Raw genomic sequence first — 22514 nt, 5'->3', positions numbered from 1 at the left:
GGTTCACTGAAAGTACAGACTGGCGCCGCCAAGCTGTTGCAGGGCCTGCGCGATGTCTGTATCGGACGCTACCAATTTGAAGCCACTATGGGTCTCCTCGCACTGTTTGCTAATCGTCTTGAAGAGAACGACGCGACCGCCGATGTCGATCTTGGATGAACTTGTTTTCCATATACCTGGAGATACCCGAACCCTGGTCAGGTTGATGGTGCCGCCTTTGTTCAGGTGACCGAGTACTCCGCAACCAAAATCCACCTGCTGCGCTAGAGTTGCGGAAAGTTGGACTAGCCGCTTCTCCTGAAGATAGATCAGAATGATGCCGCTCATCGCGTGCAGTGCCCTCTCCTCATACGTTTTGGGGATGTACGCAGGATTCGGACGAAACGCGATCTTTTCCAGGCCTCCCTGATTGCCTTGATCTTCGAAGAGAAATGCCTCAGGGATCACCCGAAGAAGATCGTCAAATTTTCTTTCATCTGCTGTACTGTCCTTTTTAAGGGCTTGTTGCGCCTTCGGGTTTTGCACCGGATCGCGGAGTTTGTCGTCGTCTTGTTTTCGTTCGGACGGCGAGGGTTTATGACCATCGACCGAAATCAGGCGTCGGATCGGACCATCTACCGTCTCGATCTCCTCCTCAAGATATACATGTCCGGCAGTTCGGCGTTCTATTTGGCTCTGCCATAGGGTTTTGTGTTCAAGCTGATGCCGGGCGTTGTAGCAGGCATCAGCTACCAGCTCTTTTCCTGTTTGCGCCGGCAATGCACTTGGCCCTGAGAGACAAATCAAAGGAACTAGCATAGCCAAGAAGCATCGTGTGGCTCGTGAATGTAGAACTTGTAATGTCATGATAGAGATCATGTATCCACAAAGATGTCGAAGCATGGATTTCCGGGAAGACGGACTGCGCGGAAACCGCCCAGCTAGCGGGAACGCCATCTCATGCAAGGAGAATGACTACACGAATCGCAAAAAATGACACAGTCCATGCAATTTGGTTGAAGTTGAGCAAGATGCTGCGTTTCATACTTTCCCCCTTGATGCCCATTGTCAGGTGGCGTCTCGGACAGTGCTGTCAGGAAAGTTCTGCGAAGTGTCAAGATTTGTAGGCACCCGCGGGTGTCCGATCGATTGCCATGATCGAGTACCTGGCGTTGACAACTCATCAGAGAACGAGTCAGAGGTATCATGACAAGAACGTCCTTCCAAGCTCGCGGAGATCGGAGAGTATGCCTAGTCCGAATGGAACTTCACCCAAGCCAAAGCCACGCTTGCTGATTGTGGACGATGATCGCGAGCTATGCCATCTCATCAGGCAGCATTTAGAGCCGGAGGGTTTTGCAGTTTCCGTCGTCCATACAGGGGGTGAGGGAACGCGGGAGGGAATAGAAGGCGGTCACGAATTGATCGTCTTAGATGTAATGTTGCCGGACAAGAAGGGGTTCGACGTATTGCGAGATATCAGGGCGCGCGTCAGAATTCCAGTTCTCATGCTCACAGCCAAGGGGGACGAATTCGACCGGATACTTGGTCTTGAGCTCGGCGCGGATGACTATCTACCAAAGCCATTTAGCCCTCGTGAGCTGATCGCACGAATCTCAGCTATCCTTCGCAGATCCATATGGCATTCCGAAAGCAATGCCGTGTCACGCCCTCCTGTGATCCGCTCCAGGGATATCGAACTCGATTTGGCGGCACGCACGGTAGTAAGGGCGGGCGAGCTGTTGAGATTGACTTCCGCAGAATTCGATTTACTGCGCGCCTTCTTCGAATCGCCCGGGCAGGTCCTCACTCGCGAATCTCTGGTTGAGAACGTTCTCGATCGAAAATTTTCTCCCTTCGACCGGAGCATCGACCTTCACATCAGCAACCTTCGCCGGAAGCTCGGTCCGCAGAGCGATGGCGACGAGAGAATTCGCAGTGTGCGTGGAATCGGCTATCTTTACGCATGGCCCTCGCAAGAATGAACCCTCAGCTTCGGACAGTGTCCCGGACTGAGTCAATCCATCATTCATCTAGCACCACAGGCGGTCGCTGATTTGGATTCTTCCCTGCAACCATCCGATCAGCGGTCGCGCAGCGAGTAGGATAGCTACCACAACGGTCTGTTTCAGGGGCTTTAACACCCCTGGCTCCACAAGCCACCAGTAATGTACAACCCCTAGTACCGCCGCAGGGTAGACAAGCCGATGAATCGCCTGCCAGGATCTTCCTCCCAATTTGCGGATTGACCAGCTTGTAGATGTCAGCGCCAAAGGGAGCAGTAGGAGCCAGGCCGCGAGGCCAGCGAGTACATAATGGTGCTCCATGATGTACTCGCTATGATCTCAAGATCGAAATGGCAATAGAGCCTATGGAAGCGATCAAGTGCAGGGATGCATAGAAAAAAGCAAAAGAGTCCTGCGAGGCGACGGAAGCGAATGGACCAGGAGAGTGACGGGAGCAGCTTCCGAATGGGAGTAATCGCCAACGAAGAATAAGGAGCCAGATGGCAGCCTTGCCTGTAGCGGCGGTGATGGTATGAGTTGGATCGGGACCAAGAGTCCGAGTCCCCGCTTGGTAAAGCAAGCCGCCCAGGGGGATAGGCAGCCAAGCCATGCGAAAACTTTTAGATACAAGATCGTGCGATTGCGCATGGACTCTGGCTCCTCGTGAAGAACCTCCTATGGAGGATGCCGAAAGACTTCTGTTCACTCCCGCCTCTGTTCATGCACCTGATCTCCTGGTTGTCTGGTTGTAGCTGGAAAGGAGCCGCCATCCGAACTTAGCCCCGCGGCGAAGCACAAAGGAGGGCAATTTCAAGACGCCCATATGCACCGACAAAAGCTCCTGGAAGAACAGCGTGTCTGAGGCCAAAGCCCTCATTCCGCATCTCTAAGGACAGGCCATCGGTCCAGGGTGAGCATCAGCTTCGCCATGGTATGAGGCAATTTCCCAATTGAGCGATGCGCTTTGCGGTATTCGCTGAGATCGCGTCGCTCAATCGATCCAGCGAGGACGATCGCCTGCCGGAACGAAAGCGCCAGTCCTTCGCCCGTGATCGAATCCACAGAACCCGACGCATCGCCGATCAAGGCAACCGACTCGTTCGAGACCCGCTTCAGCCTTCTAGTCGCTGAGACGGCACCTCGCTGCTGAGTCACAATCGGCGCTCTCTGGAGTCTCCTTGCGATGTCGGGGAAACCGTTCAAGAAATCGTCGCGGTCCACTCTACCACTACGTGCGATCAGTACGACGCACACGCGGTCACGCGCGACAGGGGTGATGTATAGCTGACCAGTCGGCCCCAATGCACTTCGACATACTTGCCCCAGGGCGCGATTTGATAGTGACGCCGAAATCCAAAGCGCTGGCTGTAGAACCTCTCTTCGTCGAGGCCGGCCCACTTGCGAACCTGTGACGCTGTACCATCCGCGCCAATCAGCCATCGGTAGCGCATCTCCGCTCCATTGATCAGGAGCCTTCCGCCGCTCGACAGTGTTGCGTGGCTGCGCCATGCCAACGTCACTCCGACCTCGCGAGCTCGATGGCTCATCCTCTGATGCAGATGGGTACGGCGGACTCCAATTCCTGTTCCGTTCGGAAATTCCGCGTCGACACGATCCGCGCTGGTCGCAAACCGAATCCCCTGAAAGGGATAACCTTCCTCTTCAGTGATCTCAATTCCAAGCTCTTTGAGCGAGTGGAGAGCGTCCGGCATCAATCCCTCTCCACAGCCTTTGTCAATGGGCGGTTCGAGTGCCTCTACCACCGTGCACTCGATACCTTTCTTCTGCAAAGCGATCGCCGCTGCCAGGCCGGCGGGCCCGCCGCCGATGATCGCTACGTCTGTATTGTTTTGCTTCGGAGACAGGGCACACACCGTTGTTCGACTCATTCCTGATCGCATGTTTCTCTGGTACGTATCGACTCCATGCAGCGATTCCTTTGGTTCCACTCGCCGCAAGAGATCGGAATATCATCCCGCAGCGATGGCAGACTCTGGATAGAGTTATGCCCTGTTTCATGGTTGACCGCTCGCCGGCACGTTCTTCGTCAGGTGCTTCCCAAGAAACTCCTGGAGGACCGCCTGACCCGCTCGTCCGCCGATGCCAATGAAGGCATTGGTAAAGACCAGGCTCGCCCCCCGATCCGCATGGGGATAGTACGCATTGGAGAGTGCGCCGGAAACCATAGTCCCGAGAAGATAGGAATAATTGGGCATGGTTTTGCCGCTGTCACTGCGCGCAACGAATGCGCTACTTAGTGCATGCTCGAGGCGCGACTTATTAGTTCCGGTTCCCTGGTAGAAGTAGCGTGGATCCTGGTGAAAGAGCGAGGCGAAGACGGCATGACTCAGATAATCACTTGAGCGCCCATCGCCAAACTTTGCTGCCCAACGCTTGCCGTATCCTGCGGCCCCTTGTCCGTACCCCGCATAAGCATTTTTTGCCTGTTCGATTCCTGCTGATACGGTGATGCCCACGTACGAGGTCCAATCGAGTGTGTCATGTGTGGCGAGGGAGAATTTCTGTTTCGCGGTGAGCGGAGCTGCGTCATGAACGTAGCTCACATAGAAGTTTGGGACGACGCCAAGGAGACGCTGCTTTTCTTCCGCTTTTATTTGTTGAGCAGCGATTACGTCAGTAGGAAGCACTGTCACCTCGGTGCTTGTCGACGCGATCCCCATCAGGATCTTAGGCATCTCATAGAACTGTTGTGCCGTGACGGCGATCTCCGCAGATTCAAAGGGCTCAAGCCCCTTGACAGTGATGAGGACCAAATAGGATCCCGCAGGAATGCGGGTAAAAGTAAATTCGCCGTTTGCTCCGGACATCAGTGTGCGGCGCTGCGATCCATCCCTGTTCATCAGAGTCACCTGTGCTCCGGCAACAAGAGCTTCGCTTACATCCTGAACGACGCCGGAGATGCTGGCCGACCCGTCAGCCGGGAGTGTCTGGGCGTTTGAACCCTGTGCATCTGACTGGGGTTCGGGCGCTTCCGGGAGGCTGCTGCTCACTGCTGCCAGCATTGGTGTATCGGGAAGGGCCGCTGTATCTGTGTCAGTGCTGCTCGAAAAACTTGCGTGTGCGACGGTGCCAGACGCTGCCACAGCTTGGACATCCTGGGCATGAAAATATGTCGGATAACCGGCAAAGATGGCAGATAGGACCGCTACGATGCCATATGAACGCCAGTAAACAATACGCTTGTGTTTCATCTTGCTCCTGCTAGGAAGGGGTTCCCATTGACAGTGTAGGAACCCACCGCGGGTACACCGTCAGGAAACGTTAGCGGCTTGTAAGGATTTGTACAGTTGATCGGGCGCGCCGTAACGCTTGGATGCAAGGTTGAGCGGTTTGCACGGGACACAGGCACTTGGAAATGAATCGTCCTATGGACGATGTTGCGGAACCCACCACGCGGGAAGGATCTTCGGAAGGTGTATCTCTTGGCCCACGGTCCCCATTCGGGTTCGAACTCCGTAATCACGTTCCCAATACCTATTGCCAAGAACTCACTCGCCATACGTTGTTCCGCGTGTGTGACATCGTTATAGCCATCCGGAAGGATACCCATGCCTACGAACCCACCGGCGGCAGCGGCAGCGAAATTACTCGCGGCGGCGAAGGTGTTTTTTCCGGACTCCGTCTTATCGACAACAGTGAAGGCAAGCGCATGAAATGTTCGGCCGAACGCATTAGTGCGGGTTGAACGCAGGTAGCGAGGGTCTTCGTGCAGGACAATGCTTGTGAGAGTTTGTGCCGTGTTCTGGAGTGCCTGGTCTTTTTCGTACCAGTTCTCGTGAGAGAGACTGTAGGAAAAGGAGCGCGAAGATGGCGAAGGGGAAGAAGCATACGCCTGAGCAGGTGCTGAATCTGCTGCGGCAGATCGATGTGGGCGATAGCGAACGGGAATACAACGGCATAAGCGTCGAAGGAAAACGGGATCACCGAGCAGACGTACTATCGCTGGTGGAAAGAGTACGGTGGCTTGCAGGTGGACCAGGCGCGGCGACTGAAGGAACTGGAGCAGGAGAACGCGAAGCTGAAGCGTCTGGTAGCGAACCTGAGTCTGGATAACCTGGTGCTGAAGGACATCGCCTCGGGAAATTTCTAAGCCCTGAACGACGGCGCTGTGCGGTGGATCAGGCTCAGGAACAAGGCATGAGTGAGCGACGGGCGTGCCGACTGGTGAACCAGCCACGCGGCACGCAGCCCTACACCCCGACACAGCGCGAGGATCGACTCACCGCAACCATTGTGGAGTTGGCCAGCCAGTATGGACGCTACGGCTACCGCCGCATCACGGCGTTGCTCAGGCGGGATGGCTGGCAGGTTGGCAAGGACCGGGTGGAGCGTATCTGGCGTCGCGAAGGGCCGAAGGTTCCGCAGAAGCAGAAGCCGCGGGGGCGGCTGTGGTTCAACGACGGATCGTGCGTACGGCTGCGGCCGGAGCACGCCAACATGTATGGTCTTACGACTTCGTGAGCGCAAGGACGCACGACGGAAGGACGGTGAGGATGCTGGACCTGATCGACGAACACAGCAGAGAGTGCCTGGCGATCCGGCCGGAACGGAGGTGGAGTTCGGCGAAGGTCATCGAAGCGCTGGCCGATGTCAGGTTAGATGACGAGTTACCTGTCAGGAAACGTATGGTTCTTGTAAGGATTTGTATATTTCCGAGGAAGCTGCTGCTTGAGAAGGCAGTTGTATCGTATACATCAAATAAGCCACTCACTCGCCGGAAAGGACAGCAAGGAAAAAGGACAACAATGTGATGCTCAAGCTTCAATCAAGCCTGCGCAAATTGAAGGCCAAGGTGCCCATGTACCGGCTCTTCCTGACGATCTTTCTTTGGTTTTGGTCGACAGCTCTGGGCATGCTCCTGCTCATTTGGGTCGGCTTTCTTTTTACTGGCCTGAAGGAGATCACAGCTCCAAACATGTATGCGACGGTCGCTCCTATTCTGGCTGCGGAGGCTGTGCACGCATATGAGTCGGGAGGTCCTCAGGAGTTTGCTCGCTTTTCGCAGAGCAACATGAACAACCCAGAGAACCACCTCTTATCGGATGACCACGCGGAGAGGCGGCTTTACTTGTTGGATGGGTTCTACAAGGATGTGCTCTCGCGCTCCGTGAGCGACGACGGCCTTCGTACTGCCAGAGCCGCAAAAATTGGGAAGCTCATCGTCTTTCGCGGCCATATTGCAGCCTATAAGCTAATCTCGCCCGCCGGACACCCCTACATCCTCGTGCTGTACATAAGATCCGGACTGGGGGAGCTAAAGCACTTCCTATTAGGTCATGGTCTTCCTTTCGCTATATCCATGTCCCTGCTGGTAACGATATTCTGCTTTTTGCTTGCGTATCATATTGTCTCCCCCATCAACAGCATTCAAACTACGGCGAGAAAAGTGGCACAGGGAGATCTTAAGGCAAGGGTCCCGGCTTCTGTTTCGAAGCGCTATGATGAACTGGCAGCCTTGGCAAAAGATTTCGACTCCATGGTAGGTCGTCTTGATTTACTGATTCAAACCCAAAAAAACCTCCTGAATTCCGTGTCGCATGAATTGCGTTCTCCTCTGACTCGCATCAATCTCTGTCTCGCTCTTTTGAAGAAGAGCTCGTCGGCGGACGAAGAAGGTACGTTCCAGCGTCTAGACCGCGATGTTGCCAGGATCGACCTGCTGTTGGAACAGCTCTTGACACTTTCGCGTCTCGAATCCGGGTTGTCGTCTGCCCAGAGGCAAGACGTGGACCTGGTTCAACTCGTCGAGGAGGTTGTGGCCGATGGCAACTTCGAAGCTCATATGGTAAACAAATCTGTGAGTCTTCGTGCACCAGATCCAATCATTCTCAGACATGCCGATCCGCACGCGCTGAGAAGCGCCTGCGAGAACATCATCCGCAATTCGATCCGCTTCACGAAACCAGGGAGCGAGGTTCAGATTGTCTTGGGTCTCGATCGGGACACTTCGGGCGTTCAGGCGCTGCTCACCGTCCGGGACCATGGTCCTGGGGTCCCGGAAGAATCTCTCCAGGCAATCTTTGAACCGTTTTTTCGAATACCCGGCGATGCAAATTCAATCGGTGGCAACGGATTAGGTCTTGCTATTGCTTTTGAAGCGGTTCGTTTGCACGGCGGGACACTCCACGCGGTCAATCTTCACACCACAGGTCTTGAAGTCAAGCTTCAGTTGCCAATTGGAGACGGAAACGCAGAGTGAGAGGATAGTCGGTCCGAGAAGAGAAGTGGGGCTAGACACTTAAGGTAAGACGTTGCAAGTCGAGTTCATATACGGCGATGGACTTTCCGGTGAAGATGTCAACCCCGCTTTGTTGGCGTCAGCTATGCCGTTGCGCTCACGAAGAGACATTTTCGACTTCCATAATCCGAATGTGCACATGCCCGGTTTCTTTCTGGGAGGCGGGGCTGATGCTGTTCAGCTGGGTTGCCTTAGGTGTCAGGACCATGGATCACCTCTAAGCGAGGCTGAAGGTCGACACACGTTTGACATCCGTCCTGGCTTGTCCACTCCCTCGTCTGTAATTCAGTGATCCAAGTCTACGTAGTACCACTCTCCATACAAATCTTTACACTCAACTGACCGTTCCTTACCGCGCTCATCCCTTTCAATCCGCACAATAGAGCCTTCGGAGGACTCATGGTCAAGCGATGGTTGTCCTATAAGTCCTGTCCGTGTCTCTTCCCGTTTCGAATAGCGGGAGTCCGCTTGCAGGTTCGGCGGAGGATTTATAGAGGAGAGGGCAAGTGACAGAACATCCCGCGGGGAGCAGCAAGAAGATCGACACGTTTCATGTTCTACAGCAACAAGCCGTAACGGAAGGACGAGTTTCAAAGTCAAAAACAAAACTTTTCTTTCTACTGCTTGTCATCCTGGCAGCCGGTATCGCATTCGCGCTGCATTCTACGAAGCGCAAGACAGTTTCTGCAACTGCCAAAGAAGCAAGCCAGTCCGTCATTGTTCACGTCGGAGTGGCGCGACGAGGCGATATCGGTATTTATATCGATGCGCTCGGCACTGTGACACCAATAGCTACGGTGAACATCTACAGCCAGGTGAGCGGCCAAGTGCTTGCGGTCCATTACAGCGAAGGGCAGACGGTGCGCAAGGGCGACACACTCATCGACATCGATCCGCGGCCTTATCGCGCCCAATTGCAGCAGGCCGAAGGTTTACTCGATCACGATCGTGGAGTTCTCAAGCAGGCACAGATTGATCTTGCCCGCTACAAGGAGGCGTTCGCTGAGCACGCGATTGCCAAACAGATTCTCGACGATCAGGAACAGGCTGTAGCCCAATATCAAGGGACCGTCAAGTACGATCTGGGACAGGTTCAGAGTGCAGAGGTGCAACTGGGCTATTGTCACATTACGTCTCCCATCTCAGGCAGGGCCGGTCTGCGCCTCGTTGACTCAGGCAATACCGTGTTTGCGGGAGGTTCGAACCCGCTCGTCGTGATCACCGAACTGCAGCCGATCACTGTGGTGTTCAACGTGGCGGAAGACCATCTCAGAGAGGTTCAGGTGCGGCTACGTCAACACACGCGCCTGGTCGTGGATGCTTATGATCGCGCGGCACAGGGTAAGATCGCAACGGGAACTCTCCTAACGTTCGACAACCAGATTGATACCTCGACTGGCACGGTTCGATTCCGTGGCGAATTTGACAATCGAGACCTGGCATTATTCCCAAACCAGTTCGTCAACGCACGGTTGTTAGTTCGAACCTTGAAGGATGTAGTCCTTATCCCAAGCGCCGCAATCCAGCGTAACGGAACGCAGGCGTATGTGTTCATTGCCAGCAACGATACGATATCCGTCCGGAATGTTACCGAACAAGGCACTGATGGCAATTCGACAGCGGTGGATGGTTTACATGCAGGAGAGACAGTGGCGCTCTCAAGCTTCGATAAACTGCAGGATGGAGCGCCGGTCACGGCCGTCCGACAACCTGATAATCCGGGCGCTGCCACGATGGGAGCTACGTTGTGAGCCCCTCCCGCCCGTTCATTCTTCGCCCTATAGCGACCGCACTGCTCATGGTGGCGATCCTGGTCGTTGGAGCCGCCGCGTATCTCAAGCTGCCAGTCTCGGCATTGCCTGAGGTCGAGTATCCAACGATCCAGGTGCGGACCTTCTATCCCGGCGCCAGCCCGGACGTTATGTCGTCCGCAGTCACGGCTCCTCTCGAGCGACAATTCGGGGAGATTCCTGGCCTGACGCAAATGACGTCCACCAGCTCGGACGGTAGCTCTGCCATCGTCCTGCAGTTTGCGTTGAGTCTAAATATCGATGTGGCCGAACAGGAAGTACAGGCTGCCATCAATGCCGCGCAGAGCTATCTCCCGACCGATCTTCCGGTACCTCCTGTGTATAGCAAGTCGAATCCGGCTGACGCTCCGGTGTTGACCCTCGCACTCACTTCCAATATCCTCCCACTCTCAAAGGTAGAGGATCTGGCAGATTCACGGCTCTCCCCGAAGATCTCCCAACTCAGTGGAGTCGGATTGGTCACGATTAGCGGCGGACAAAAACCCGCTGTACGTATTCAGGTCAATCCAACAGCCTTGTCTGCCTACGGGATCAATCTCGAGGATTTGCGGACAGCACTTGCCAGCACAAGCGTTAATGCTGCGAAAGGGACATTCGATGGAGCAGCGCAGAACTACCAAATTAATTCAAACGATCAGCTTCTTGCCAGCAAGGACTATCGGGATGTCCTGATTGCCTATAAAAACGGTGCCCCGGTAATACTTTCAGATGTGGCCAAAATCAGTGACGGGGTCGAAAACACCCGGCTTGCAGGATGGATGAACCAGACCCCCGCGGTGATTCTGAATATCCAGCGTCAGCCCGGAGCAAACACCATTGCCGTCGTCAAGAGCATTGAGGATCTACTCCCTCAGTTGCAGGCGAGCCTTCCGGCGGCAGTGAAGCTGACGGTACTCACCGACAGGACCACCACAATCCAAGCATCAGTGAACGATGTCGAATTAGAACTCGTTCTTACGATCGGCCTGGTCGTCATGGTCATCTTCGTCTTTTTGCGCAATTTTGCCGCAACCATCATTCCCGCCATCGCCATTCCCATCTCTCTCATTGGAACACTCGCGGTGATGTACTTGTTGGGATACAGCCTGACGTTGATGTCACTGACGATCTCCACAGGCTTCGTCGTAGACGACGCGATTGTGATGATCGAAAACATATCCCGCTATCTCGAAGAAGGGTATGGGCCTCTCGAAGCTGCACTCAAGGGAGCCGAGCAAATAGGCTTCACTATCATCTCCCTCACCATCTCTCTCATCGCCGTGCTGATTCCTCTCCTTCTTATGGGAGACATTGTGGGAAGGCTGTTCCGCGAATTTGCGATTACGCTCGCGGTGACGATTCTTATCTCCGCCGTGGTTTCACTTACTTTGACCCCTATGATGAGTGCTCGTCTGCTACGTCACAAGCTGTCATCGGAGCAGGGCCGCTTTTATCACTGGTTCGAGCGCATGTTTGAGAGTCTAATAGAACGATATGGCCGAGCGCTGCGATGGGTCCTTCGCCACGAAGTCTCAACACTTCTAGTTGCCACCGCAACTTTAGTGCTGGCCATCTATCTCTACGTTGTCATTCCCAAAGGCCTGTTTCCCACACAAGATGTAGGCATCATCCAGGGAATCTCGCAGGCGCCCGAATCCATATCCTTCCAGGCTATGGCGATCAAGCAACAGGAACTGGGGAAAGTCATTCTTCGGGATCCTGCAGTCGCCAGCCTGTCTTCGTTCATCGGAGTGGACGGCACGAATGCAACGCTCAACAGTGGACGCATTCAAATCAACCTGAAGCCCTTCTCAGCACGCCACATCGACGCGACTACAGTGATTGAACGTCTGCAGTCCAGGCTGCAGACGGTGGAAGGAATTCATCTCTACATGCAGCCGGTGCAGGATCTGACAGTTGATGACCGGGCCAGCCGCAGCCAGTATCAATACACGCTTGAAGACGCCGATCAATCGGAGCTCGACGCGTGGACTGCAAAAATGGTCACGGAACTGCGGAAACATCCGGAGCTGAAAGACGTCTCTACCGACCAGCAGCCCCATGGTCTCGCAGAAAAGTTTGTCTTCGACCGGGCGACGGCGTCACGCCTGAATATCACCGCGGACCAAATCGACTCCACGCTGTATGACGCATTCGGCCAACGACAGATCAACACCCTCTACACGCAGTCGAACCAATACCACGTCATCCTCGAAGCATCACCTGAGTTTCAGAGAAGTCCGCAGAAGCTGGACGACATCTATCTGCAGAGCTCCTCGTCTCAAACAAGCGGCAGTTCCACTTCCACGTCTACCTCTGGAGGAACGTCTTCCAATAGCGTCACCACCGCGGTGCCTACGTTGACCTCCTCTTCTACAAGTGGAGTCGGAACAGCACGGCAATCGAGTCTATCGAGTTCCATCAAGAGCTCTGCGCTGTCTTCAAGCAGTCTCAATGCACTTTCCTCTTCCTCAAGCGCGTCGCTATCGGGCACCGGCTTCGCAGGCTTATCGGCGACGTCAAGCCAGTCTTCTTCTGGAACCAACGCTGCTTCAAGCTCAACCTCAGCGTCTTCTCCGATACCGCTCTCCGCGTTCACTCATGTCGAGAAGACATCCAGCCCCCTTACCATCGCTCATCAAGGCCAGTTCCCAGTCGTGACCATCTCCTTCAACCTGGGACCCAATACCTCCTTGAGTCAAGCCGTTTCCGTGATCGATGCAGTAAAGCAGCAATTGAATATGCCTGCCAGTGTCCAGGGAAGCTTCGAGGGTACAGCCAAAGCTTACGAATCTATCGGGTCCAATGAAGCACTGTTGATACTTGCGGCTCTGGTCGCCGTCTACATCGTGCTCGGAGTCCTCTATGAAAGCTTCATTCATCCGGTCACCATCCTCTCGACACTTCCTTCGGCTGGAGTCGGAGCATTGCTGGCACTCATGCTCTTCAAACAGGACCTGGGCATTGTAGCCATCATCGGCATCATTCTGCTGATCGGTATCGTAAAGAAGAATGGCATCATGATTGTTGACTTCGCGCTGGAGGCCGAAAGGACGCGCGGCCTCTCATCCACCCAGGCGATCTACGAAGCCTCTCTTCTGCGGTTCCGGCCAATCATGATGACCACCCTGGCGGCACTCTTTGCAGGCATACCGCTCGCCTTAGGATCGGGTATCGGCTCAGAACTCCGGCGCCCGCTAGGCATTGCCATGGTTGGCGGCCTGCTGCTCAGCCAGATCCTGACGCTCTTTACCACCCCCGTGATCTACATCTTCTTCGACCGGCTCGGACAGCGGTATGCCCGTAGAAAGCCTGCTCAGGTCTTGGAAACGGCGGAGCAGCTATGAATATCTCCTCGCCCTTCATCAAGAGACCTGTCGCCACTACTCTGCTCGCCGTGGGCATTGCCCTCGCGGGCATGATAGCGTTCAAGTTTTTGCCCGTGGCCTCTTTACCGTTGGTTGATCTTTCCGCGATCACGGTAACAGCCGCGCTTCCGGGTGCGAGTCCCGAGAATATGGCGTCTTCCGTCGCGACTCCACTGGAAAAGCAATTCAGTCATATCGCCGGCATCACGGCGATGAGCTCGACGAGCACCCTCGGAGTGACGTCGATCAAGTTGACCTTTGATATGGGCAGAGATGTAGATGGGGCAGCACGCGATGTAGAAGCGGCAATTAACGCGGCCCGGAGTTATCTCCCCACAAATCTCCCTGCGAATCCAACGTATCGCAAGCTCGATTCTGCACGGGCGCCTGTCCTTGTCCTCAATCTTGCGTCAAAGACGGCTGACTCAGGCGCTCTCTATGACACCGCGTCCTCCATCATCCAGCAAAAAATCTCCCAAATTAGCGGAGTAGGACAGGTATCGATTCTCGGCGGCTCGTTGCCTGCTGTCCGGATCGAACTCAACCCGCAGCAGGTAAGCCACTATGGCCTTGGCATGCAGAACATCGCAAGCGTAATCAGTTCGCAAAATGCGAACCGCCCAAAGGGGCAAATCAGTGATGGAGATACGGTCGCCGATGTCACGGCCAATGATCAGATAAGGAAGGCTCGTGATTATGCGCCGCTTGTTGTCGGATCCAGGGACGGTGCTGTTGTACGGCTTCAGGATGTCGCAACCATCACTGACTCGGTTGAGAACATTCGCTCCGTGGCCTACGTCAACGGCAAAGAATCGGTCAGTCTTCTCGTCTACTGTGCTCCTGGAGCGAACGTCATCAGTACAGTCGATCAAATTAAGAGTGAGCTGCCCGCAATACGTGCTTCGATTCCTACCAATCAGCAACTCCTGGTGACGGGCGATCTTACGACTACAATCCGTGCTTCCGTAAGGGATGTGGAAGGGACGCTGGTTCTGTCGATAATTTTGGTTGTCTTTGTCGTTTTCCTGTTTCTACGCAACGGACGGGCTACTCTGATCCCAGGAGTCGCAGTAACGGTCTCGGTCATGGGCACATTTGTTGTGATGTACCTCTGCGGCTACACGCTGGATAATCTGTCATTGATGGCCTTGGCAATCTCTACGGGGTTCGTCGTGGATGATGCCATCGTGGTCATGGAAAACACGGTTCGACTCATGGAACTGGGCGTACTTCCGATGGAAGCGGCTCTTAGTGGCTCAGAAGAGACCGGGCCGACGGTGCTGTCGATGAGTTCATCGCTCATCGCAGTGTTCATTCCCATCCTGTTTATGGGGGGGGATCCCCGGGCGGCTCTTCCATGAGTTCGCCTTCACCCTCGTGGTCGCAATTGCGATCTCGATGGTGGTATCGCTCACGCTGACCCCGATGATGTGCGCTCATATGCTTCGATCAGAAAGGGACGTTGCACATAGCCGGCTCTATCGACTAAGCGAGAGCGCATTCGACGGCGTGTTGAACGGTTACCGCCGTAGCCTGACCTGGGTCTTGGGGCATCCCACACTCGTCCTCTTCATATTCTTCGGAACACTTGCGCTCAATGTCTTTGTGATGCGGCGCGTTCCCAAGGGAATGTTTCCAATACAAGACACCGGCTCTCTGCTCGGCGGGATTCAAGGGCCGCAGGATGCTTCTTTCCTCGCGATGCAAAACTCCTTGAAAGCAATCGAGAAGGTCATCCAGGCCGACCCTGCGGTGGATGTAGTTACCGGGTTTACGGGAAGCAGCTCCGGTCCGGGGAGCGATAATGGGAGCAATTCCGGCTTTCTTTTCGTCACTCTCAAGCCCCTGGAGCAGAGAGACTTGAGCGCTGCCGGGGTGCTCGATCGTTTGCGCCCCAAACTCGACGCAATTCCGGAAGCGACAACACAGCTTAAGCCGTTCCAAGACATTCCCTCCGTGGGCAAGAACAGCAACGCCAACTACCAATATGAGCTTTCATCCGAGAATGTGAGTGATCTGAACAAATGGGGGCCGATCTTATATCAGGAGATGAAAAAGCTGCCCGTGATCAAGGATGTCAGTATCGATCAGCAAAATAGAGGGCTGCAGGCACTGATCAACTATGACCGCCCGACCGCAGCTCGCTTCGGCCTCACACCACAGCTCATCGACCAATCGCTCTACGGAGCATTCGGGCAGGCGCAAGTCTCCACAATCTACACCTCGCTCAACCAGTATCACGTCGTCATGGAGGCAGCACCGCAATATACCCAGAGCCCGTTGGGACTCAAATCCATTTATGTTCATGCTTCGAACGGGAACCCGGTCCCACTGGACGCATTCTCTCAAGCGACAAGGTCCACCTCTCCTCTCTCGGTCAATCATGACGGTCTCTTCCCTTCTGTGACCGTGTCGTTCAACCTGGCCACAGGCGTGTCTCTCGGACAGGCCGGTACGGCCATCGAACAGTTGCAACAGAGGCTTGCTATGCCGCGGACTGTGCGGGGTGGCTTTGCTGGCACTGCTGCGGGCCTCAAACAGTCGAACATGGACCAGATCGTGCTGATCATAATGGCCGTATTTGCGGTTTATATCGTCCTGGGGATCCTGTACGAGAGCCTAATGCACCCGATCACAATTCTCTCGACGTTGCCCCCGGCCAGCGTCGGAGCAGTATTGGCCCTCATTCTCTTCAAGAGCGAACTGGACGTGATCTCCATCATCGGCATTGTGCTGCTGATCGGGATCGGGAAGAAGAACGCAATCATGATGATCGACTTTGCTCTTCTCGCAGAACGCGTCGAAGGGAAGGACCCGGAAGACGCCATCTTGGAGGCATGTCTGCTTCGTTTCCGTCCCATCATGATGACCACGATGGCTGCTCTCTTCGGAGCGCTTCCGCTAGCGTTCGGTCACGGCACGGGATCGGAACTAAGGCGTCCGTTGGGAATTGCGGTTGCAGGTGGCCTCGTGCTCAGCCAGATACTCACGCTTTACACGACTCCTGTGATCTATCTATTTCTCGACCGGCTTCGACTCCACTTCCGGCGCAACCGCAATATCCCCGAGTCTGTCGCCCATGGAGGCGTTATCTAATGAAAGTGTCCCTGCAGCATCTTTTTCTGCACCGATCAAATTTGAAGTTCTACAAGCGTCGTCGCCTGGCGACTGCCTTATCCTTCCTCTCTGCCATATGCGGTCTACAGGGATGCAATGTCGGTCCCAAATACAGGCCGCCGGTGATGCCCGCTCCGCCAGCGTTCAAGGAGGAGGGCCCACAGCAGGCACCGGATGGCACCACCTGGAAGGCTGCGCTGCCGCGGGAAAGCGCGCTTCGAGGGAAGTGGTGGGAGATCTATCAAGAGCCGGAACTGAACGCCCTCGAAGAGAAACTGAATATCTCGAACCAGAACATCGCTCAGGCGTTTGACAACTTCATGGCTGCACGAGCCCAGGTCCGCCAAGCGCGTTCCAACTATTACCCAATACTCAGTGTGGGGCCTTCCTACGCGCGCAACCGGTCTTCTCAGATACAAACGACAACATCTGGTTCTTCGAATCGCAATCCGAACAGTAATTTATTCAGCCTTCCTTTTGACGTCTCTTGGGAACCCGATCTCTGGGGTCGTATCCGCAACACAGTGCACCAATCTTCCTACGCAGCGCAGGTGAGTGCCGCCGACCTCGAGAATCAGAGGTTGGCCGAACAGGCAAACCTGGCGGTCTACTATTTTGAGTTACGTGGGCAGGACGCACTGGAAGAACTCTATCGAAAAACAGTAGAGGTGGACCAACAATCTCTCGCATTGACTCATGTCTTATACAAAACAGGCATGGGTAACGATGAAGCCGTGGCACAGGCTGAGATCACTCTCAAAACGGCCGAAGCTGCCGCGACAAACGCCGGCATCGCTCGTGCTCAATATGAGCATGCCATTGCATTGCTGGTAGGAGAGCCTGCCTCATCCTTTTCGATCCAGGTGAAATCCCTGTCTACTCCGGTTCCAGCCATTCCGGTGGGAGTACCCTCTGAACTTCTCGAGAGACGTCCTGATATCGCCGCTGCGGAACGAACGATGGCGGAGGCAAACGCACTGATCGGCGTGGAAAAGGCAGCCTACTATCCCACTGTGAGTATCTCTGGCACGGCAGGATACGAGAGCCCGAAGTTCTCTAAATGGATGACCTCGCCTAGCCGTTACTGGTCGGTCGGTCCAACGGCCTCCGAGACCATCTTCGATGGAGGTTTGCGGAAATCCACCGTGGCGCAGTATACGGCTCTCTATAACCGGGATGTTGCCAATTACAGGCAGATCGTCTTGGCAGCATTCCAACAGACCGAGGACTATTTGGCGTCGCTCCGCTTGCTTAAAGTGCAGATCGAGCAGCAACAGGAAGGAGTCAATTCCGCGCAGCGGTATTTGGAGGTAGCAACTGCCAGATATAAGACTGGGCTCGACCCTTACCTGGACTTATTTACAGCTCAATCGACCTTGCTTACAAACCAGCAAGCTGTGATTACACTGCGCGTACAGCAGATGGCGAGTAGTGTGCAACTGATCGAAGCTTTGGGCGGGGGATGGAGCATCGCGCAGCTCCCATCCGAACGGCAGGTCAGCGCCAAGCTTCCATGATGAATCGCTCAACGATCCAGGTTCAATGCTTAAGGGTACTGACACCATGTAACGATCGATGGCGGCGTACTGTTCATAACCAAGTGTTCATTGAGCTATAGGGTGTGAAGTCACGATTCTTAATAACAGCCTGTCATCCCACGAGCTGACAGACACGGGGCAGTTCCTCCGCCGGATATGCCCAAAGCGAGAATTCTAGTCATTCGCGTAGATGCGAATGGCATCGACGATGCATTGTATGATGACCGCCTGGCAGGACTCAATCCGGAACTGCGATCAACGTCTGCGCCGCCGGGCGGAGTGAACGCTGGTCGGCAGATGGCGAGATGAGAATCTCCCAACAATCCATTTGCAAACGATAATTGTCGTTCACCAACGAGTGGAAAGCCTGGTCTCTTTAAAACGAAAACCACCTCATACATCCCAGGCGCTCCTCCGGGGGACTAAGCTGCGAGGATCTTCGGAGGGAAACTGATTCATTACCCTGTGCGCGAATCGCTCACAGGGGCTCTCTCGCGCTCTCCTTATGGAATATCGTGCCGCCATGCTGGAGAAGAAATTGGGCGCATCGACCGTAAACGTTCGCTTGTCCGCCGTGCGCAAGCTCGTCGGCGAGGCGCAGCGCAATGGAATTATCGACGCTGAAGAGGCCGCAAACCTCGCCGGCGTTCCCAATCTTTCCCAGGAGGAAACCAGGCTGGGGAACTGGCTGACGCGGGACCAGGCCAAGGAACTGCTTACCGTCCCCGACCGCTCCAAGATCAAAGGCGAGCGAGACTATGCGATCTTGGCCTTACTGTTGGGCTGCGCCCTGCGGCGGCAGGAGGTCACCACCTGGACATTGTGAGCATCCAGATGCGTGAGGGGCGCTGGGTCATGGCCGATCTGCGCGGCAGGCGGCCGGGTTCGTACCGTGGCGATTCCGCTATGGGTTAAGCAAGCAATCGACGTCTGGATGGTAGCGGCCAAAATTGAGAAAGGCCGTCTGCTGCGACCACTCTCGAAGAGCGGGAAGGTGATCGGCGACGAGCTGGGCGACTGGGCCACAACGGCGTGTCCGAAGCCTGGGGACACCTCACGAAAACGGAATCTTGTGTACGCTAAGGCGCGCCGAAGCCGTAACCTCGCTTCCAGTCGTCACTCGTAGTGCTGACAAACATCGTTGTAACGACTATTGTGGTGTTGTGGCTGGCTTGCTCTCCAAAGAGATTCGACAAAGTAAACCCTTCGCGTCGGTTGAGGGGGAGGCCGCGTTGAATGTTCTGAGAACGTCTGAGTTCATTCTGGAGAGACTGAATACCGTTTTGAAGCCGTTCGACCTCACGTTCACGCAGTACAACGTGCTTCGGATTTTGCGCGGGGCCGGCGATCAAGGATTGATCTGTTCCGAACTCGCTCAGCGGATGATAGCTCGCGATCCGGACATCACACGCCTGCTTGACCGAATGGAGCGCCGCTCCCTGATAAGTCGGGCAAGGCAACCGAAGGACCGCCGGGTTGTGCTGGCGCGAATCGCAGACACGGGGCAGAAGCTACTCGACGAAAGCCGTCTTCCGATGCAAGAAGCCATGCGCGGGATGATGGGCGGCCTCGGCAAAACAGGTCTGCAATCCCTCATCAAACTGCTGGAAGATGTCAGAGCCGAGTCAAGGTGAACTTAGGCCCTGATAGTTGTTATCACGATCACCGCTATAACGCAGGTAATTCCAACCACTCATGGTGGCCTGCGTTGCGAAGAAGAGGAGACACAATGATTGCGATTACAGGCGCCAACGGACAGCTGGGTGAGTTGGTTATCAAAGCGCTTATAAAGAATACTCGGGCAGACCAGATCGTCGCTGCAGTGAGAAACCCGGAAAAGACGCAGGCCCTCAAGAGTCTTGGTGTACAGATACGGCAAGCAGACTACGACAAGCCGGAAACCCTGACCGAAGCGTTCCGTGGTGTAGAGAAGCTTCTGTTGATCTCAGCTGTGATACTAGGCGAGCGGCTTCGTCAGCATCGCGCCGTCATCGATGCGGCAAAACAGGCAGGCGTAAGAGTCGTCGCGTACACCAGCCTGCTTCGCGCGGATACCTCCGATCTTGCGCTCGCCGAGGAGCATAAGGCGACAGAAGACTACCTGAGGAATTCGGGCATGAACTTCATCTTTCTTCGGAATGGCTGGTATCTCGAGAATCACACCGCTGCCCTCCCTGCTGCACTTCAAAATGGAGCGATCATCGGTAGCGCGGGCGATGGGCGGTTCGCGTCCGCATCGCGTGCCGACTATGCTGACGCCGCTGCGGCTGTGTTGACGCAGCCGAGCCATGAAAACAAAATCTATGAGCTGGTTGGCGATTCTTCCTTTACCCTCGGCGTTCTGGCTGCTGAGGTGACGAAGCAGACAGGCACTCAGGTGGTTTACCGGAACTTACCGACCGCCGAATATGGGGCGGCACTGCTGAGCTTCGGCCTGCCCCGGATGATCGTGGACGTCGTTATTGATGCCGACTTGAAGGCCAGAAATGGCGCATTAAACAGTTCGAGCCACGACCTGTCCCGTTTGATTGGGAGACCTACAACAGCGCTTTCTGTGGCAGTGGCAACGGCGCTGAGCAATAAGAAAGACTAATCGCACGAAGGCTCTTCGTATGCGGAGAGCCTTCACCTTAAGCGCTGTGTCGGACTTCGCTGTTGGTTTCAAGTTAGCCATAGAACTTACGAGATATCGGTTCCTGGGTCTTACCAAGAATCGCTCTAGGTAGGACGATGAGAGTAGTGGCGTGCTTCCTCTAGGAGGTCTATTTCAGTGGTCTCTAATCCCCAGTTCACGGCGATGAGTTAGCGAGCCTGGAGAACCGCTGGGCCGCTATGGCCAGCGGCATGGGTCGTATTGCTCATGCTAATCCTTCTGCCATGGCTCAAGTAAATAGCGGGGAAAACGGACACCTTCGCGCGGAAAAGCGCCGGAGTGATCCGCCTCTTTGATGAAGGCGAGCTAAGCCGAACCGGCTGCTCCTGTTGGATCCAGTGACCGGCGCCGTCAACCCATCCTCGTCGCCGCCTTCGTCCTCATAAGATCGAGCGCACCTTAGAAATCGGGTGAATGTTGGCCTCCGGACTACCCCTCGGAGGCAGCACACCTGTGGAGACTAACCTCCGCTAGCGCCTCGAATATAGCTGGCGTGCGTTCCAGACGGGCGACCGTTCGCGCCCCTTCCAGAGCGGCTACCAACGCCGCTGCGGTAGAGGATGCTCGCGCAGGAGTAAAGCCGCAGCCCCGAAAGTGATTGGCGATAACCTCAGTCGAATCGACAAAGCCGCGTGCCACTCGTCTTGTCAACTCAGCGTCAAGCGCGGGCAGCTCATTCGCAAGATTTTGCATGAGACAGCCATATTCAAAATTAGAAGCGACCATTTCGGCAGCGAACGTGGCGAAGACCTTTTCGACAAAACTGGGAGCATCCCCCGCCGTATTCGCCGAGATCTCGCTCAAGACAGCAATTCTTCTTGTGACGTATTGGTCGATTGTTTCTTCCGCAAGCTGCGCCTTACCGCGTGGGAAGTGAAAATAGAACGAACCTTTGGGCGCACCGCTTTCCGTAAGGATCTGGGTCAACCCAGTCGCGGTATAGCCCTGAATGCGAAATAGTCTCTCGGCTGTAGCTATCGCGTGAGCCCGAGCTTCAGTCCTACGTGCCATTCCGTGAACATACCAAGTTTCCTTTGACTTTTCTAGGGCAATCACCATACTATGGCGATCAGGATAGTATGGCGACTGCCATACAAGGAGCTAGTAACGATGCCCCTCTTCACAGCGCTTACCCGGCGAACCGTTCTGTCAATGGGTGCAGCCAGCCTCATTGGGGCTTCATTTCGAATGGCACGCGCAAACCCCATAGGAGAAACGGTTTTGAACACTTCAACGTATGGCAATGGAACACTTCCCAAAGCAATTCGGTCGCGCATGATTCATGGAGTCAATGGCCTCGATGTTCATATCCTTGAGGCCGGTTATGAAAGCCCCGGTCGGCCGCTAGTACTGCTTCTACATGGGTTTCCGGACTTGGCCTACGGCTGGCGACGCGTTATGCCAATTCTGGCTGACGCTGGCTACCATGTTGTAGCCCCCGATCAGCGAGGCTTTGGCCGCAGCACCGGTTGGGTGAATGACTATAACACCCAACTAGAGCCCTTCAGCATCATGAACATGACGCGTGACGCCCTTGCGTTGGTTTCGGCGTTGGGATACCGGCGTACGGCAGTGCTCGTTGGACACGACCTCGGCTCACCCGTAGCGGCCTACTGCTCGCTAGCCCGACCTGATGTCTTTCCCTCAGTGGTTCTGATGAGTGCACCTTTTCCCGGCCCGCCGGCATTTCCATTCAACATTGCGGATAACAAGTCAGTCGCAGCTCAACCGAACAATGAAGGTCAAAAGTTAGCGACGACGCTTGCGGCCCTCAACCCTCCCAGAGAGTATTACCAACAATACT

At 55.1% G+C, this 22514-nt stretch carries 18 protein-coding genes and 1 pseudogene; 13 read left to right on the top strand and 6 right to left on the bottom strand.

The genetic code is table 11. The features are described from left to right. Positions 1-3: 3 nt before the first annotated feature. Positions 4-846 carry a hypothetical protein gene (locus JAO29_RS19705; RefSeq protein ID WP_334269983.1) on the bottom strand — a complete coding sequence of 281 codons (843 nt, stop codon included), beginning with the start codon at positions 844-846 and terminating at the stop codon, positions 4-6. A 380-nt stretch (positions 847-1226) separates the two neighbouring features. Here JAO29_RS19705 and JAO29_RS19700 point away from each other — a divergent pair, with 380 nt between their 5' ends. After that, complete coding sequence (locus tag JAO29_RS19700) at positions 1227-1964, top strand: response regulator transcription factor (RefSeq protein WP_334269982.1); 738 nt, start codon at positions 1227-1229, stop codon at positions 1962-1964. Positions 1965-2012: 48 nt separating this feature from the next. Here the strand turns inward: JAO29_RS19700 and JAO29_RS23650 are convergent, their stop codons facing one another. The 4 genes from JAO29_RS23650 to JAO29_RS19685 form a co-directional block, all read right to left on the bottom strand. Further along, the gene (locus tag JAO29_RS23650; RefSeq protein ID WP_442886445.1) at positions 2013-2306 is read right to left on the bottom strand and encodes a ferric reductase-like transmembrane domain-containing protein; all 294 of its coding nucleotides are present in this window, start codon (positions 2304-2306) and stop codon (positions 2013-2015) included. Positions 2307-2858: 552 nt separating this feature from the next. Further along, positions 2859-3140 carry an NAD(P)/FAD-dependent oxidoreductase gene (locus JAO29_RS19695; protein ID WP_334269981.1) on the bottom strand — a complete coding sequence of 94 codons (282 nt, stop codon included), beginning with the start codon at positions 3138-3140 and terminating at the stop codon, positions 2859-2861. 83 nt (positions 3141-3223) lie between these two features. Continuing rightward, complete coding sequence (locus tag JAO29_RS19690; protein WP_334269980.1) at positions 3224-3874, bottom strand: NAD(P)/FAD-dependent oxidoreductase; 651 nt, start codon at positions 3872-3874, stop codon at positions 3224-3226. A 126-nt stretch (positions 3875-4000) separates the two neighbouring features. After that, positions 4001-5197, bottom strand: coding sequence for a carboxypeptidase-like regulatory domain-containing protein (locus JAO29_RS19685; protein ID WP_334269979.1), 1197 nt, complete (start codon positions 5195-5197; stop codon positions 4001-4003). Positions 5198-5373: 176 nt separating this feature from the next. Here JAO29_RS19685 and JAO29_RS19680 point away from each other — a divergent pair, with 176 nt between their 5' ends. From JAO29_RS19680 to JAO29_RS19630, 11 genes and pseudogenes are all read left to right on the top strand, one after another. Next, positions 5374-5691: a hypothetical protein gene (locus tag JAO29_RS19680; RefSeq protein WP_334269978.1), complete on the top strand. Its 318-nt coding sequence runs from the start codon at positions 5374-5376 to the stop codon at positions 5689-5691. 122 nt (positions 5692-5813) lie between these two features. Continuing rightward, positions 5814-6595 (top strand): annotated as a pseudogene (locus tag JAO29_RS19675) (IS3 family transposase); the annotation flags it as partial. Between the two features lie 422 nt (positions 6596-7017). Continuing rightward, a complete protein-coding gene (locus tag JAO29_RS19670; RefSeq protein WP_334269977.1) occupies positions 7018-8205 on the top strand; it encodes a sensor histidine kinase in 1188 nt (395 codons plus the stop codon). Between the two features lie 545 nt (positions 8206-8750). Next, positions 8751-9995, top strand: coding sequence for an efflux RND transporter periplasmic adaptor subunit (locus JAO29_RS19665; RefSeq protein WP_334269976.1), 1245 nt, complete (start codon positions 8751-8753; stop codon positions 9993-9995). After that, positions 9992-13381, top strand: a complete 3390-nt coding sequence (locus JAO29_RS19660; RefSeq protein WP_334269975.1) for an efflux RND transporter permease subunit — start codon at positions 9992-9994, stop codon at positions 13379-13381. Before JAO29_RS19665 ends, JAO29_RS19660 begins: the two co-directional genes overlap by 4 nt. Then, on the top strand, positions 13378-14763 hold the full coding sequence (locus tag JAO29_RS19655; RefSeq protein WP_334269974.1) for an efflux RND transporter permease subunit: 1386 nt from the start codon (positions 13378-13380) through the stop codon (positions 14761-14763). The genes JAO29_RS19660 and JAO29_RS19655 overlap by 4 nt, the downstream gene beginning before the upstream one ends. A 37-nt stretch (positions 14764-14800) precedes the next feature. After that, positions 14801-16498, top strand: coding sequence for an efflux RND transporter permease subunit (locus tag JAO29_RS19650; protein WP_442886448.1), 1698 nt, complete (start codon positions 14801-14803; stop codon positions 16496-16498). Next, a complete protein-coding gene (locus tag JAO29_RS19645) occupies positions 16498-18036 on the top strand; it encodes an efflux transporter outer membrane subunit (RefSeq protein ID WP_334269972.1) in 1539 nt (512 codons plus the stop codon). The genes JAO29_RS19650 and JAO29_RS19645 overlap by 1 nt, the downstream gene beginning before the upstream one ends. Before the next feature lie 544 nt (positions 18037-18580). Continuing rightward, positions 18581-18883: a hypothetical protein gene (locus tag JAO29_RS19640; RefSeq protein ID WP_334269971.1), complete on the top strand. Its 303-nt coding sequence runs from the start codon at positions 18581-18583 to the stop codon at positions 18881-18883. 406 nt (positions 18884-19289) lie between these two features. Beyond that, positions 19290-19691 carry a MarR family winged helix-turn-helix transcriptional regulator gene (locus tag JAO29_RS19635; protein WP_334269970.1) on the top strand — a complete coding sequence of 134 codons (402 nt, stop codon included), beginning with the start codon at positions 19290-19292 and terminating at the stop codon, positions 19689-19691. A gap of 95 nt (positions 19692-19786) precedes the next feature. Beyond that, complete coding sequence (locus JAO29_RS19630; RefSeq protein WP_334269969.1) at positions 19787-20650, top strand: SDR family oxidoreductase; 864 nt, start codon at positions 19787-19789, stop codon at positions 20648-20650. Between the two features lie 489 nt (positions 20651-21139). Here JAO29_RS19630 and JAO29_RS19625 read toward each other — a convergent pair whose 3' ends face one another. Continuing rightward, positions 21140-21721 carry a TetR/AcrR family transcriptional regulator gene (locus JAO29_RS19625; protein ID WP_334269968.1) on the bottom strand — a complete coding sequence of 194 codons (582 nt, stop codon included), beginning with the start codon at positions 21719-21721 and terminating at the stop codon, positions 21140-21142. Positions 21722-21931: 210 nt separating this feature from the next. Between JAO29_RS19625 and JAO29_RS19620 the strand changes: the two genes are divergently transcribed. Next, a partial coding sequence (locus tag JAO29_RS19620; RefSeq protein ID WP_334269967.1) for an alpha/beta fold hydrolase occupies positions 21932-22514 on the top strand: 583 nt, incomplete at its 3' end.

The sequence above is a fragment of the Edaphobacter sp. HDX4 genome, from assembly GCF_036877565.1.
Lineage (GTDB): Bacteria > Acidobacteriota > Terriglobia > Terriglobales > Acidobacteriaceae > Edaphobacter.
This window is presented reverse-complemented; position numbering and strand designations above follow the sequence as displayed.